This is a genomic window from Vibrio sp. 10N.286.49.E11 (genome assembly GCF_041469505.1).
Lineage (GTDB): Bacteria > Pseudomonadota > Gammaproteobacteria > Enterobacterales > Vibrionaceae > Vibrio > Vibrio crassostreae_C.
The window spans coordinates 1-15,811 of record NZ_JBFRKQ010000094.1; the positions used below are offsets into that span (position 1 = coordinate 1).

13 protein-coding genes and 1 pseudogene are annotated in these 15,811 nt (G+C 43.0%); 2 read left to right on the forward strand and 12 right to left on the reverse strand.

All coding sequences use genetic code 11. The features are described from left to right. Positions 1-38: 38 nt before the first annotated feature. The 6 genes from AB4167_RS19950 to AB4167_RS19975 form a co-directional block, all read right to left on the reverse strand. The gene (locus AB4167_RS19950) at positions 39-707 is read right to left on the reverse strand and encodes an outer membrane beta-barrel protein (protein WP_136981673.1); all 669 of its coding nucleotides are present in this window, start codon (positions 705-707) and stop codon (positions 39-41) included. Between the two features lie 373 nt (positions 708-1,080). Next, the gene (gene aqpZ, locus AB4167_RS19955; protein WP_136981674.1) at positions 1,081-1,770 is read right to left on the reverse strand and encodes an aquaporin Z; all 690 of its coding nucleotides are present in this window, start codon (positions 1,768-1,770) and stop codon (positions 1,081-1,083) included. 241 nt (positions 1,771-2,011) lie between these two features. Beyond that, on the reverse strand, positions 2,012-2,818 hold the full coding sequence (locus tag AB4167_RS19960) for an endonuclease/exonuclease/phosphatase family protein (protein ID WP_170963310.1): 807 nt from the start codon (positions 2,816-2,818) through the stop codon (positions 2,012-2,014). A 79-nt stretch (positions 2,819-2,897) separates the two neighbouring features. Further along, positions 2,898-4,526 carry a PTS transporter subunit IIBC gene (locus tag AB4167_RS19965; RefSeq protein WP_102393277.1) on the reverse strand — a complete coding sequence of 543 codons (1,629 nt, stop codon included), beginning with the start codon at positions 4,524-4,526 and terminating at the stop codon, positions 2,898-2,900. 59 nt (positions 4,527-4,585) lie between these two features. Beyond that, the gene (locus AB4167_RS19970; RefSeq protein WP_372136939.1) at positions 4,586-6,319 is read right to left on the reverse strand and encodes an alpha-glucosidase; all 1,734 of its coding nucleotides are present in this window, start codon (positions 6,317-6,319) and stop codon (positions 4,586-4,588) included. A gap of 68 nt (positions 6,320-6,387) precedes the next feature. Continuing rightward, positions 6,388-7,353, reverse strand: a complete 966-nt coding sequence (locus AB4167_RS19975; protein ID WP_017070321.1) for a LacI family DNA-binding transcriptional regulator — start codon at positions 7,351-7,353, stop codon at positions 6,388-6,390. 140 nt (positions 7,354-7,493) lie between these two features. Here AB4167_RS19975 and AB4167_RS19980 point away from each other — a divergent pair. Next, positions 7,494-7,835, forward strand: a pseudogene (locus tag AB4167_RS19980) (DDE-type integrase/transposase/recombinase); the annotation flags it as partial. A gap of 20 nt (positions 7,836-7,855) precedes the next feature. Here AB4167_RS19980 and AB4167_RS19985 read toward each other — a convergent pair. Next, the gene (locus tag AB4167_RS19985; protein WP_017059389.1) at positions 7,856-8,104 is read right to left on the reverse strand and encodes a YkgJ family cysteine cluster protein; all 249 of its coding nucleotides are present in this window, start codon (positions 8,102-8,104) and stop codon (positions 7,856-7,858) included. 159 nt (positions 8,105-8,263) lie between these two features. On the opposite strand from AB4167_RS19985, the gene AB4167_RS19990 reads away from it, so the two are divergent. Continuing rightward, positions 8,264-8,701: a YcgN family cysteine cluster protein gene (locus tag AB4167_RS19990; protein WP_017059388.1), complete on the forward strand. Its 438-nt coding sequence runs from the start codon at positions 8,264-8,266 to the stop codon at positions 8,699-8,701. 105 nt (positions 8,702-8,806) lie between these two features. Here AB4167_RS19990 and AB4167_RS19995 read toward each other — a convergent pair whose 3' ends face one another. The 5 genes from AB4167_RS19995 to AB4167_RS20015 all read right to left on the reverse strand — a co-directional run bounded on the left by AB4167_RS19995 (position 8,807) and on the right by AB4167_RS20015 (position 15,519). Further along, complete coding sequence (locus tag AB4167_RS19995) at positions 8,807-10,693, reverse strand: BCCT family transporter (RefSeq protein ID WP_017063436.1); 1,887 nt, start codon at positions 10,691-10,693, stop codon at positions 8,807-8,809. Positions 10,694-10,815: 122 nt separating this feature from the next. Continuing rightward, entirely contained in the window at positions 10,816-11,169 is a 354-nt protein-coding gene (locus tag AB4167_RS20000) for a hypothetical protein (RefSeq protein ID WP_372136940.1), read from the reverse strand. Positions 11,170-11,445: 276 nt separating this feature from the next. Continuing rightward, positions 11,446-12,399: a ChaN family lipoprotein gene (locus tag AB4167_RS20005; protein ID WP_017059385.1), complete on the reverse strand. Its 954-nt coding sequence runs from the start codon at positions 12,397-12,399 to the stop codon at positions 11,446-11,448. Positions 12,400-12,474: 75 nt separating this feature from the next. Further along, positions 12,475-13,290 (reverse strand): 23S rRNA (guanine(745)-N(1))-methyltransferase, encoded by an 816-nt coding sequence (rlmA, locus tag AB4167_RS20010; protein WP_017059384.1) that lies wholly within the window; start codon positions 13,288-13,290, stop codon positions 12,475-12,477. A 192-nt stretch (positions 13,291-13,482) separates the two neighbouring features. Continuing rightward, positions 13,483-15,519 (reverse strand): methyl-accepting chemotaxis protein, encoded by a 2,037-nt coding sequence (locus AB4167_RS20015; protein ID WP_372136941.1) that lies wholly within the window; start codon positions 15,517-15,519, stop codon positions 13,483-13,485. Positions 15,520-15,811: the final 292 nt, after the last annotated feature.

The following is a 15,811-nucleotide window of genomic DNA, read 5'->3' on the forward strand; positions in this document are numbered from 1 at the left end:
CGTATTTTAGGACGAGACAGGGGAATTGCTAGCGAAAATTAGAAACGGTAATCTACGCTCAGTGTCAACTCGCCGTGGTTTTTCACAGTGTGTGTATCTTTGTAGTGACCATTGTCCCAAGACTCTGATTGAGAAACCGAAGTTGACTCAAACATATGACGGTATTGAAGATCTGCAGACCAATTTGAATTGATCTTATATTGAGCACCTACCTGTAGACCATATGTGAAGTCGGTTTCTTTGTATTTATCTTTAGAAGTTTCTCCGTTGTATTTGTCTTCAAAAGTAAGAGTATTTTGTACAACGCCAGCTGTAGCACCTGCAAATAGTGCAAATTCAGAAGTCAGATAATGTAAATAGTCATACGACGCAAGGTACTCTGACTGCTTTAGGTTTTCAGTATATTTACCATACTCATCACTATCAGAGTAAAGCTCATTGTCACCTGTAAAATTTGCAGTCAACGTTACACGATGGTTTGGTGTTAAGTAAGCACCAGTACGAATACTGAAAGCTGCACCTTTTGCTGTATTTGACTCTTTACCTGACCAGCTATCACCCTCGTAAACTTCAGAGTATTTACTTTCAAACTTTGCATGGTGATAACCAACACCGCCACCAACAAAAAACTCAGGGTTAAGGTCAAGTGCAGAAACTGAAGTTGAAGCTAATGCCAAAGTGCTTAGCGCTATAATTGTTTTTTTCACTGTATATTCCGATAATTTTAGTTATATCGACCACTGCGGTCGAGCGGAATAATACTGGTAATGTTTTGTTTTTATTAGCTTTTTTGGTTTTGTTATTGTAATGAGTCATTTCATGTGTATTTGAATACTAAAGAAATATATACAACATTGAGCATGGTTTGTAGGTGTGTTTTAAAGTTTGTGATTTAGAACAATAATTCTATTTCATTAGTGTGAAGTTAGAGCTTTGTATCTAATGGCTTTTGCTATCCACTTGTGTAGCGATGATAATATTGAGTTGCCGGATAGAGGTGGTTGATTCTTTAGGAATATGTAATCAGTTAAGCTGCTTCAATAGATTAAACTTAACTGATTACAATAAGTTAGTTGTACACTAATCTGAACCTCTCACCGCTTTGTATATCATCGCGCCAATTACAGCACCAATAATCGGTGCAACCCAGAATAGCCACAATTGCGAAACGGCCCAATCACCGACAAATACAGCCACGCCAGTACTTCGAGCAGGGTTCACTGAAGTATTGGTTACGGGAATACTGATAAGGTGAATCAAGGTCAAACAGAGACCAATTGCAATGGGTGCAAACCCAGCAGGGGCTTTCGAATCAGTCGCACCCATGATCACGAATAGGAACACCATGGTCATGACCACTTCACAGACCAGTGCAGCGGTCAGTGAATAGCTGCCCGGTGAGTGTTCACCGTAACCATTTGAAGCAAAGCCAGATGCCGCAGCGTCAAAGCCTGCTTGGCCTGAAGCAATCACAAATAACACACCACCCGCGATAATACCCCCAATGACCTGGGCTATAATGTAAGGTGCGACGTCTTTGGCATCAAAGCGACCACCGCTCCAAAGACCTATTGTAACAGCAGGGTTGAGATGACAGCCTGATATATGGCCAATAGCAAAAGCCATGGTGAGTACGGTTAAACCAAAGGCGAGGGAAACCCCGAGTAAGCCGATACCTACATCGGGAAAAGCAGCGGCCAAGACGGCACTACCACAACCTCCTAACACCAACCAAAACGTACCAAACATTTCTGCGATATACCTATTCATAACGATCCTTATTAATCTGTACCAGTATCAACAAGATAGTTTAGATTTCGAAGAATTGTGAAATCTTGTGTATATAGTTGAAAGAAAGAACAGAGAATCTTATGTAATAACTTCGAACTCGCACTAAAAATCGTTAAGGTCAGTCGTATTCTATCGCTATTTTAGCAAGCAGAGTGATCTGATAATTAGCCGTATTTGTGTAGTATTCGTTTTTATTTAAACTACGATGAGTTGATAAAAATTAAGTAAGTTCTACTTCTACCAACACCCCAAAGTGATCTGATACAACCGGATAAAAATCGTGATTAAAAATCACCTTATGCTGCTTTACCACTACATGCTGATTACTAAGTACTAAATCAATGCGTAGCGCTTGGCTATTTTGCTCCCAACCATCAATGTTTTTAATGACAGTGGTTCCATCATCTTTGATTTCAGCAACTTCATAACAATCCATCAAACCGCGTTGTAATACGTAATCATAGCCTTCATTACGTATATGGCTTGGGTTGTTGAAATCGCCTAATAGAAAGCTCAACTCTGTTGGTAAAGTTGCCTTGATTCGGTCGAACTGATCCTCAAATGAGTTCTCTGAGTCATTCCACCAGCCACAATGACAATTATAAAGATTAAAATCACCCTGTTGAGAGGTCACTTTAATACGCACTGCTCGCCGATGTTTCCAAAAGCTCACATCATAGCTATCACTTAAATCAATGACCTCATGTTCGACAATCGGTAGTCGCGTTAAAAATGAGAGCCCCTCTTGATATACTTCATAACTTTGATGAACGAAATCCCACGTAAGTTGGTAGTGATGACCGTATTCCATGAGTTTTTTCTGTAATAAATAACCATAGTTATTCGCCAACACAGTGTGATTGGTTAATATATTGGCATCAACGGCCGGGCTATCTTGATGTTGATTCACTTCCTGTAATGCAACCACATCGCACCCTTGCTCGATAATGGCTTGCGCGACCACATCTAACTTTTCTAGCTGTTTTTCTTCTTGCCAACTGTGGGTATTTAGTGTCATTAACTTCATTATTATTCACTTATTTATTCTAGTGAGATAAAACGCAGCGCAAGGCTGCGTTTCTCGAGGTTATTTGATCTAAAAAGAATTACGCAGGTTGTGCTGAATATTTCTCTATTAACTTAGATTTAATAACATCCACCCCAGGGCCATAAATAACTTGTACACCCTGTTCTTTAATCACAGCACCAAGAGCCCCTGTCGGCTTCCATGACGCATATTCAGCAACCAACTTCGGATCATTAACTGTAATACGCAAGCGAGTCATACAAGCATCAATCTCAGCAATATTGGCACGGCCACCTAAATTCTGAATAATAATGTTCATCTTCTCATCTTCTGACATCGATTCTGAGCTTTCATCCAGGTAGTTACCCATACGACCCGGTGTTGGTAACTTCAATTTCACGATTAGGAAGCGGAACAATCCATAGTTAACCACAAAGAAAACAATAGAAACTAATGCAAAGCGAACCAGATCACCACCGATGCCCGCTGAAACCATCATAGGTATACGAGTGAGTAACTCAATCAAACCAAAGGCATGTACACGTAGGTCCATCACATCGACCAACGCAAATGCAACTCCTGTTAACACAGCATGTGCAACATACAAAACGGGAGCGATAAACATAAACATGAATTCAATAGGCTCAGTCACACCGGTTAATAACACAGCAAGACAGGCAGATAAGAACATTGGCTTATATTGTGCGCGCTTATCACTATCAACACAGTGATACATCGCAAGTCCAATACCAATCAATGAAGAGGCTGCGATAATAACTTGGCCTGCTTTAAAGCGTGCTGGGTGCACCGTATCTAACAGGTGTTGGTAAGTTGTCGGATCGCTTAATTTAAGATTATTTAAATCGCTGACCCAAGCAAGCCATAATGGATCTTGACCATAAACACTTGAGCCCGCATTCATCCCAGTCAAAAGCTCATAAGTACCACCCAACTCGGTGTAATTCATTGGAATAGTTAAAGTGTGGTGTAAACCAAATGGCAGTAATAAACGCTCTAACGTACCATACAAGAAAGGAGCAGTGATCGGCGCAGTGTCTTTAGAGGTAGCAATCCATTGACCAAAATCATTAAGCGTACCTTGAATTAAAGGCCATATTACAGATAAACCAAACGCAATAATCAGCGAATAGAAAATAACAACAAAAGGTACAAAACGCTTACCGTTGAAAAATGCTAATGCCTGAGGTAAGCGAGCGAAGTCATGATAGCGGTTAAATAAGTTGGCACCTAAATAGCCAGACATAATACCGATAAACACACCCATATTTAGGGCAGGAGCACCCAAAATATTCGTGAAGAATTGAGAGACAGGTAACTCAGAACCAAATAGGCTCATCACAACCGCTTCTGGGTCACTGAGCATAGCGTTATCCACGCCCAATATAACCCCAGTGATACGGTTGATTAAGATGAAGGCAATTAGCGCGGCAAATGCGCCACCTGCACGCTCTTTTGCCCACGAGCCACCAATCGCGACCGCAAATAATAGGTGAAGGTTAACAATGATCCCCCAACCTATGTTTTCCATTATAGCGCCTAGTGTTTCAATGGCACCAAACCCACCCGCATACATTGCGACCACTTTACCTAGTGATATCATGATACCAGCGGCAGGCATCACCGCGATAACAACGATAAGGGACTTCCCAAATCGTTGCCAAAAATCAAACGATAGTAACTTACTCATAAATAGTTCCTTGATTTAAATACAGGCTAACGTTATCAGCGCCTAGCCATAAATATAATTTAGTGCTTTCTTGCAAATATATACGCGGCATAAGCGGGGGCTATTTGCGTTGTTATAAAATCTGAGCGAACGTGTTCATTGTTAATATTCTGATTATCAAGCATTAACTCGCCTAATTGGGTGCAGTCGATATCAACAACGCTCTCTTGTGGACTTAAATTGGTAATAATGGTCCATGTCATATCTTGAGCAACACGTTGATAAACATAGATATTAGGATCGTTAGCTAGCAGTAATTGATAACGGCCAACCACTAAGCTTTCATGTGACTTACGCAAAGCAATCAACTGCTTATAGAAACCTAAGATCGAATTTGGATCTTGCTGTTGTTGCTCAACATTGATATCTGCATACTGTTGATTCACCGAGAACCAAGGTTGCACCTCAGAAAAACCGGCAAAATCCTGGTCATTCCATTGCATTGGCAAGCGACTGTGGTCGCGGGATACTTGATTTAACAAGGCTAAGATATCGGCATCGCTCTGACCTTGTTGCGATAGCTTTTGAATTAAATTTCTCGCAGACACATCGTTAAATTCGTCAAGAGAAGTAAACTGATGATTTACCATACCAATCTCTTGGCCCTGATAAATAAATGGAGTTCCTTTCATCAAGAAATAACAACTCGCTAACGCGGTAGCACTGGCATACCTAGAGTTAGGATCGGCAAAAGTATCAATACTACGAGCTTGATCGTGGTTTTCTAAATAAAGCGCATTCCAGCCTTTACCTTCTAAGGCATCTTGCCAACGCGATAAAATGCGTTTGAACGCCACGAGATCGAAATTCTCGTTGCTTTGTTCTTCCGACCATAGCTTCATGTGTTCAAACTGAAAAATCATGTTAAAAACACCACCTTGATCGTGCTCGGTCGCTTCAGCAACCCAAGGCAATGCGTTGTCGGCCGTCACCCCATTGGCCTCACCAACGGTCACGATATCAAAAGGCGAAAACGCCTGCTCTTTTAACTCATACAGATGTTTTTCAATCCCTGCCACATTCATATGATAATCGAATGAAGAGACATAGTTTTCACCCTTTGGATTGGGTAAAGAGGGTAAACCAGCTTGTTTTTGAATATGGCTAATTGCATCGACACGGAAACCATCAATACCTCGTTCCAACCACCAATGAATCATTTTAAATAGTGCTTGTTTAACTTCAGGGTTTTCCCAATTAAGATCTGGCTGTTTTTTAGAAAATAGGTGCAAATAATATTGTGCAGTTTTGTCATCATATTCCCATGCACTACCATGAAAAATACTTTCCCAGTTATTTGGTTCGCAAGTCGGCTTTTCAGCTGTAGGCTCACAACCATCACGCCAAATATACCAATCACGCTTAGGGCTATCTTTGTTATCTCGCGATTCGATGAACCATGGATGCTCATCGCTAGTGTGGTTTATCACTAAATCCATAATAATGCGAATGCCACGTTCATGAGCAGCAGTGATTAATTTATCCACATCCTCAAGGGTTCCAAAGTCAGGATGAATCGCTTGATAGTCACTGATATCGTAACCGTTATCATCATTCGGTGATGCGTAGAATGGGCAGATCCATATTAAATCAATGCCCAAATCAGCAAGATAATCTAGCTTAGCAATGATCCCATTGATGTCACCAATACCGTCCTGGTTTGTATCATAAAAACTACGGGGATAAATTTGGTAGGCAGTTGCTTTCTTCCACCACGCGAGTGGTTTTGAGTGTAGATTATTAGCGAGTATCATCGGTTATACTATGTGTGTTATCGTTAACACATAGTGTTAAATGGAACCTATTTGGACTCAATACAATTTCAGAGAAACTGTGAACTTTCTCTCATTCTTATGTCGAATGTGCCTTCAACGGAACTGAAATCGCGCTTGAGCAATTTTTTGACAGCTTGGTAGCCCACTTGATAGTAGTTAAAAGCGACAGTAGTCAGGCTTGGGACTAACAAATCGCTGTAGTCATAGTCACCCATGCCTACAATCCATAAGTTATGACCAATCTTGAGTTGCTGTTCTTTGGCGCGACGATATAAACGAATAGCAATATTATCGGTGGCACAAAAGTAGACATGATTAGGCTGTAATTGAATTGCCTGGTAGCCGGCTTTGTCCTCCGAGTTGGCTAGAGCTTGTAGTGAAAAATTCAACTCAGGGACGGTGTCAGTAATGGTGGCTTGCATCAACTTAGTACGGCTGGAAAGCATACGCTCATCATAAATATAATGTACGGCTGCCAGCGGTGCCTGCTGTTGTTTTAACTGAGTGATGGTTTGGGAAACGAGTGCTTTAATTGCAGCATGGTCGGGGTAATATAAACAGCAATGGTGGGGGGTGTTTTTACCAATAAATAACACATTGTCTAAGGTTTGATAAAACGTCTCTTCGACACTGTGCTTTGAAGCAATAATAATAGTGCCCAATGCATTTAAGCCATTAAACTCTCTCACAGCTTGGCATTCTGACTCATGGTTAAACCCTGAGGCATGAAAAAGCATTCGTACTTGTGATTCATTGGCAGCCGCCAGTGCCCCTTTAATTACTAAACTAGTTGTATATGACTCAATGCGAGGAGCAACGAAACCAATAATATTAGATTGGCTACGAATGGAACGAGCAAATATATTAGGGGTATAATGATTTTCTTTGACGATAGCATCAATTTTAAGGCGATTTTCAGCCGAGACATAACCGTCATTAAAGTAACGTGACACGGTCATTGTTGAAATTCCAAGCTGTCTTGAAATCTCCGCCATGGTCATTTTTTTACTCATCACATTTTCCTTCCATAATGTATTATTGCCATATTATCCAATATATTGGCTGACAACAAAGTAAATAAAAACGCTACCTGATGATATACACATAGTACTTCAAGTTTATAAGATATTGTCCACTTCTTGACCTGAACTGAATACCCGTAGTTACGGCCTTGCTCGCTCAGGTCTTCAGTGCAACGACTGCTAATTTAAAAATGGGCAGGAGATATCACCGACGTAGCTACAAACAAATATTGGCTATAATTAGTTGCCATTATTGACCTTTATTCAAGGCAAGTTATTGGTTGGTTTATGGGTACGAGAATAAAGGCCTCATTGATCTGTGATGTCTTATCGATGGCTTTATTTCGCCGAGAGTTTCCTGAAACGGTTATTACTCATAGCGAGGTAGTCAGTATTGTTTGAAAGACTATTGAGGCCTCATAAGCACCTATAACCTAAAGCAAAGTATGAGTAGGAAAAGAAATTGCTGGGATATAGAAAAGGGCTAATACGCTTAGGTAATAGCTTCTAACTCGATCAGGTTATCAAGGGCTTCTTGGTCGGTTTTACCACAAATGACAGGGCAAGCTTTGAATTGGTGACATACCTTCGGGCGTGAAGGTTGACCAAATAATTTGCAGAGATCTTGCTCATTTAATTGGATGCAGCGTACCCCAGCAGGCTTACCATTAGGCATTCCAGGAATAGCAGATGTAATACTTGGAGCGATACAGCATGCTCCACAACCTAGGCGACATTCCATCAAATTAAACTCACTAAATAACAGGGTGCGCGATAGTAGCAAAAAATGATGAGAGTGACAGCTGTTGATTGAATCAAAGAATGAACAATTATTATCCTTGAACTTTTTATGGGCTAGCGGTATAACACGCACCCCAGTAAAAGAGTAAGAAGTAATCCTATGACGAATCCATTTTGGCAAGAAAAGACACTAGAACAGATGACCGAGAATGAGTGGGAATCACTTTGCGACGGTTGTGGTAAGTGCTGCCTACATAAACTAATGGATGAAGATAGCGATGAAGTTTACTACACCAATGTGGCGTGTAGCTGGTTAAACGACAAAACATGTTCGTGTAAAGATTACCCGAACCGCTTCACTTCAGGTGAAGAGTGTTTGAAGCTGACTCGTGACAAGATCGATGAGTTTCACTGGCTACCAGACACTTGTGCTTACCGCCTTTTATCAGAATCTAAGCCGATTCCTGAATGGCACCCGTTGATCACCGGATCAAAAACAGAGATGCATGCAGCAGGTGAAAGCGTTCGTAACAAAGTGGTATACGAAATCGATGTTGTCGATTGGGAAGATCACATCTTGAACCACCCGAACCGCTAGTTAACGAAGACTAGTCAATCACCCGAATAAAAAAAGGCTCACATTTCTGTGAGCCTTTGTCGTATTTAGGAGGGTCCAAATCAATGGACTGTGTCATGGCTAATGTCAAGCAAGCGGTAAGTCTGCAACCACCTGGTTGAACGTGATACGAGCATTCTGAGCTTGCTCAGATAACTCGATCTTTTTCGCTTGTGCGGCACTAAGATTACTCTCGGCCTGCTCAAGTGCTTGTTGTAGGTTCTCTGGTAACTCGTGAGTTTCCATTTGTGAACCTTGTTCTAACACATAAGCGCGAATTTCTTTCTTCACTGCGGCAAGTTCTGTGTAAGCAACACGCTCAAGTTCTGCGGCTTCTTGTGCTGCATCTCTTTCTTTCTCAAACTGAGCCAACGCCATACCTTCAGCAGACCAAGGGTCCATGTCTGGCAGTTCTTCGATGTTGATCGTTGGCTCGATATACGCATCTTGATGGCGTAGGTCGAGGTTAGTCGCACGAACCGCTGAAATCATCAGCATCACAGAGATAGCAAGCAGTGGTAAGCCACCAACAATCGCCGCCGTTTGTAGCGTACTTAGACCGCCTAAGAACATTAGAATCGTTGGTAAGAACGACAGAGTAAATGCCCAGAACATACGGTTCCAGCGCATTGGCTCTTCGGTCACGTTGTTTTGTACAACAGACGCTAGGATGTATGAGATAGAGTCAAATGTTGTTGCCGTGAAAATGATACACAGCATTGTAAATACAGCGATAACCAGCGTGCTCATTGGCAATTGTGCAAGCATCGAGAAGATAGCTTTGGTTGCGCCTTCCGCATTCAAAATGGCAACGACATCTAGCTCACCAGAAAGCTGCAGTGATAGGCCGTAGTTACCTAAGATCATGAAGAACAGGAAACAACCTAGAGAACCAAAGAAGATCGACCCTGACACCATTTGTTTGATGGTTCTGCCGCGAGAGATACGCGCAACAAACAGACCCATACTCGGTGCAAATACTAGCCACCATGCCCAGTAGAAAATCGTCCAGTCTTGTGGGAAGTGAGTGTTTTCGAATGTACCGTAACCACCAAATGGTTCAGCCCACGTTGCCATCACGAAGAAGTTAGACAGTAGGCGACCAATCGAGTCTAAACCTGTTTCTAGCATGAAGATTGTTGGACCCGCGATCAGAACGAAAGCCAACAGACCCATTGCACCCCAGAAGTTGATGTTACTTAGGATCTTGATGCCTTTTTCCAATCCAGCATAAGATGAGTAAGCAAAAATCGCAGTACACACTAAAAGCACCATCACTTGCGTTAGGTTATTTTTAGGTAGACCAAATAGGTGATTCAGACCTTCAGTGATTAGAGGTGCAGCTAAACCTAGTGTTGTTGCAGCGCCGCCTAATAGACCGAAAATGAAAAGGATATCGACGATTTTTCCGGGTACGCCTTTACTGCGGTGTTCACCAAGAACAGGCATTAACGCACTAGAGATCTTTAGAACTGGCTGTTTACGTACATAGAAGAAGTAAGCGATAGGAATTGCCGGGATTAGGTAGATAGACCATGCGATTGGTCCCCAGTGGAATAGGCCGTAGGTCGCAGCCCAGCGTACTGCTTCTTCACTGCCAGGTTCTAGTTGGAAAGGCGGTGATTGGTAGTAGTAAGCCCACTCAATACAGCCCCAATACAAGATACTTGCACCGATACCGCCACAAAATAGCATGGCAGCCCATGATGCAGTTTTAAACTCAGGCTCTTCATCAGCTTCGCCCAGTTTAATTTGTCCCATATCACTGAATACTACGTACACCATAAATGCACAGGCTGCGAGACCTAGAGCAAGATACAGGAATCCGAGTTGATCAGTCATGAATGTTTTCGCAACCGCAATCCAGTCTGCGCCCTGTGCAGGGAACAAAATGAGCGGGAAAACTATCGTGAGTAGGAGTGCTATAGCACCAAAAAAGGTTGGCTTATCGATAAGCTCAAAAGTGTTTTTCACGAGTATTATTCCATTAAAATGAGAGCGGAATTATGGAATGAACTCGTTTTTTAGACCTAATCGGGTCTATTGTCGTAACGATAAATCGCTTTTATTCTAGAGAATGCGATAGGTTGGCAAGGCTAAATGAGTGCGAGAAGAATACCGCCTACGGTTGCCGCTGCGGACAGGTATTGCCCCGCTGAATAAGAACCATCATCTTCTTCTTCAATCTTATCTGGGTGATCCATACCCAAGGCACCATGAGCGAATGACTCAACTTTATCGGTAACTGTCGCGTTTTCTGCTTCGACTTTCTTCGCTTCTTTATCAATTTCTTTTAGGGCAGATAAGAGTGCTTTGCCTTCATCAGAAAGCTTAACCGTATTTTGCTCAACCTTAAGCGGTGCAGGCTTTTCAGCTTCGTTAACTGAACTCTTAGCGTTCATCTGCGAAGGCGAATACAGCTGAGTATTACTCGTTCCTACTGGCGTCATATAGCTCTCCTTACCTATCCTTAAATATAGTATCGGCAGAGGTGTGAAAAACTTGTGCAATTAATCATCGATAGTGATGTTTTTTTATTCGCACATTACATTTTCGTCTGCTTGGTTAAATCGTCTATTTACTAAGCAAGTCTTGTGCCGATAAGAATGTTTGATTTTAGATAGAGTTAGGATGAATGACGGGAACGTGATCAAGTTGTGACGATGGGCTAATTATCTAGGATTAGCCCATCGACTCTTTAGCTTAGAAGAGTGGATCAACAGATCCTACTCACACTCTAGGCTAGCGCTACGTTTTGACAGATGCTTGTATGCCTTCATTCGGTTCTCTTTCTTTACAAAGCGAGCCGGCGGCGAAAGCACTTCAAGCTGATAATCACCGCTATCCGATGAGATCGCTTCAACCGGGCTGATGATGGCGATTTTTAAATCAGGGTTACGACGTAGAATTGATGCCGCCGTCCCTAAACCACCCTCGGTGTGGAACTTGCCAGCCACGTGAATCACTTGTTTATCAGGGTTTGATGCTAGGTAATCCACAATCGACTCAGCCATGGTTTCGTCCCAGGTAACCTGAGCGGCAAACTGCTTTTCTGTTTGCTCTGGCGTACCGTGATGCATAGAAGCCATGAACTTTTCTTTGTAAGGGCTATCGCCAGTATCCACTTCGGCAGCAATCCATTGGCGTTGCTCGGTCGATAATTGGTCTAGGTAAGGCAATCCTTTACGGCCAATACACTGCACGAATGGCTTTGGTGCATTTGCCGCAATAACATCGACGTCGTTGGCTTTTGCGAACTCAACTAACGCGCGGTAATCACTTTCGTAATTTGGCCAAGCTGCCGCTTGAGACATGAGAATTTGTTCGCCAATTTCGCCGTTTAAGTATTGGTCAAGTGTGGCTTGGTGCTCTCGAGTGAACTGTTCCATTGAAAGCGCAATGTTTGATGTTGCGTTGCGGCGCGCTTTTAAGAAGTCGGTTTGGAAGCGGTGAATGGCAGAATGCGTGTGCCATTCGCCAATTAGAACCACATCAGCGTCAATCAGCTGCTCGGGTAATGCATCGAGAGAAAGTGTTTCGCCTTGTGGAGAAGCGAACTGGTAGTCATAGAATGTGGAAACGGATTCCGTTTGAGCCACTTTTTGAGAAGTGTCTTTTGCAGGTTGACTAGCACAAGCCGTGAGAAGAGTAGCTAATCCGATAAGAATAATACGTTGCATGAAATGCCTCCTTGAAGAACACGCATACTAAAGGAGGCAAGATAAGATTTCAATGCAAACGATAATCAATATCAATTAAATTTGTTTGCGGTACACTCGCAGCATAAAGTCAGCTTCACAGTTGAATTGCTCTGCCTCGGTGAGTTGTAGTTTAAACTCTTCACTCGCCTTCCAAGCAAACGGCGTCATCTGTAGCAGGTCGAATGCATCTGACCCCGATAGTTCCATCATATAGTTTAGTTGCTCTTGATGCTCAAGCGTAAAACCTTCGATCACTTCTGGATCTTCGTCGTGCAAGCGAACGCCATCATAAATTGCATCACGCAGTTGATACAGGTGTCGGCTAGCTGGTGTCACGGTGATCACCACACCATTATCTTTGATGGTGCGTTGTAACTCTTCAGCCTTGCAAGGCGCGTAAATGCGTAGAATTCCGTCTAAGCTGTTTTCAGCAAAGGGTAGGCGATGGCTTGATGCAACTGAGAAGTCGACAGCAGGGTAGCGTTTAGCGGCGTATTTGATAGCAATCTTAGAAATGTCTAGGCCAAAAGTAGCCCCTTTCTTTTCTTGAAGATTCACAGCAATTTCGTTGGTGTAATAACCTTCGCCACAACCAATATCCAATAGGCTAGGCGTCTCTTCTGGTAGATAGCGAGAACACAACGTCACCACCGCTTGGCGCATTGGGTCATAGTGGTTACCTTCAAGGAAGCGACGACGTGCCTGCATCATCTCTTTGTTGTCACCTGGATCTTTTGAGCGTTTGTGGTGCGCAGGCATCAAATTGACGTAGCCTTCTTTCGCTAGGTCGAACTGATGGTTCTTTTCACACTTAAACGTACGATCGTTCTGAGATAAAGGTTGGTGACACAAAGGGCATTGGTAAGTCATTGCGAACTCGAGGTAGAAATTTCAAGTCCAAAATTTTAACAGGAAGCATAGTGGGGCGCTAGAATAAACGCAGCTGTGTTGGTTAACGGCAATCCGAGAGTAGATAGAACCAGTCAGTGAAGAGATAGAGCCAACGAATGGTTGGCTCTATTAGTTATGAGCGAGTCGCTGATAAAACAGAGAACTCAGCTTTTAGCTAAAGAAGTTAACTTGATTCTTCAACGATTCCGCTTGTTTCTGAAGCTCATCAGCACTGTGAGAGGTCTTAGCGCTGGTTTCACGGCTTTGTTGGTTCAAGTCGCTGATCGCATGCGCGTTCGCTGCTATCTCTTGAGAAACCTGAGCTTGCTCTTCTGATGTCGCAGCAATGGTTTCAGCTTGAGAAGCAATAGATTCAACTTGAGAAGCAATCGACTCTAGTGCGGTGCCTGCTTCTTGCGCTTTATCGAGTACTTGGTTGGCGTTCGATTGGCTTTGTGTCATCAGGTTTACGGCATTGTGGGTCGAAGACTTTAGCTTCTCGATGATGCTCACTACATCTTGTACTGATGTTTGTGTTCTATGAGCGAGCGTTCTTACTTCATCAGCAACAACGGCAAAACCACGACCTTGTTCACCCGCTCGTGCTGCTTCAATCGCAGCGTTCAATGCAAGCAAGTTGGTCTGCTCTGCGATGTCATCAATCATCTTGGTGACGGTTTGAATGCTTTCGCTATCAGAGCTTACTTGCTCGATAGCCGATGCTGACTTGTCTAATTGATCATTCAGTTGGGCAACATCAATACACACACCTTCAACGACTTCTAAACCTTTCTGGCTGTCTTCATTGGCAAGGCGAACATTTTCCGCAATGCTGTTTACCTGCTGCGCTACTGATTCAGCAGAGGTGGCCATCTCTTCTATGGCAGTAACGACTTGCTCTACCTGTGCTTGCTGGCGATCAGATTGACTCAAGTTGTGGCTGGCATCTTGTGACACACTGCTTGAGCTGTTCTGTACTTGATCACTGGTTGCACGAATCTCGCCCACGAGTGTGTTCAGCTGGGCTGCCATGTTCGCAACACCGGTATTCAGATTGCTGATCTCGTTTTTGGTCTGCTTACCATTGTTTGGAATATGCAGGCTTACTTCGCCTTTTCCTAGACGTAGCATGTACTCGTTTAACGTCGTTAGTGGCGTCAGTGTACGGTTCAACACGAAGGTTAACGCGACGATGGTGGCGGCAGCAATCAAGGTGGCAATAATAGCGATGAGCTTCAACAGTTCATCACTGCCCTTGGTCACTTCCTTGATAAAAGTCCCACCAAGCAGTTTCCAATCCCATCCAGAAACTTCAGTGTAGACGAGATATTTTTCACCTACCGTCCCTTGGTACTCAAAAGGGTAGAGAATCAAACCGGATTGCTGTTCAAAGATCTGATAGAAAGGTTTGTTGCCGTCATAGTCAGCCACGTCAACAATCGATTTACCACCGCCAACGTTAGTAGGGTGCAGTAAGTACTGGCCTTGATGCTCTTTCTCGTTATCAACAATGATGGTGTATCCGGTGTCACCCCATGATACAGAGCGTAGAGATTCAAACAGGCTTTGAGTCGCCTCTTCTACTGGCAGACCAATGAAAGAGATACCGTTTACTTTGCCTTGAGCATTGGTCAAAGGCGCATAGTAGGTGATGTAACGTTGGCCGAAGAGCTTAACTTGAGAGTAATAAGGCTGGCCATTCTTGAGCTTGCTATAGCCAGGATGATTTTTCCCTAGCGTGGTCGCAACGACTCGTTCGCCTGAAGGCTTTTTAAGAGAAGTCGACACACGAATAAAGTCGTCGCCAAATGGGGCAAATAGGGTGGCTACGGCACCTGTGTCTCGGGTAAAACTATCAACGAGTTTGGTGTCGTTTATTAGGCTCTCACCGTATTGAGTCATGTTAGGAATGGAATGACCGTTGAACTCAACGTCATAACTTTCAACATAAACACCTGCTAGGTAACCGTTACGAAAAGTGGACTCTAAAACTTTGGCGGTGTGCAGGTAGGCATCGAACTGACCAGAGATGGTTTTGGCCATCGCTTCTACTTTGGATTGGTGTTCTTTCAACGTGTTATCTAATAACACCTGAGAGGCATTTCTATACACGAGTGTCGCAATGGAGCCAAAGGCGATAAGCAAGCACAGCAAAATGACCAACTTAAGTTGGAAGCCAACACTTTGATTTTTGTATTTCTCGAACATGAATTCACTATCCTGTCTTCATTGAGGTGTTGTTAAGTGGTTTTAAGGAAGTTTGTTATTGAGCTTTCTATCATAGGTACTTATTTATCGGCAGTAATTGATAATAATTAATGAATTGATAGTTATATTTATAAACTAGAGTGATGGGAGCTAAATGGTGCGGGGTTGAACAAAGAGGTGATGGACTAATAGGCTTGTGTTAAAGCATTGATTACTAGGCGATGCGTGTGAGGTTAGGGCAATAAAAAATGCAGCTCAATGAGCTGCATTTTTATTTGTGCGCCGAGCATGG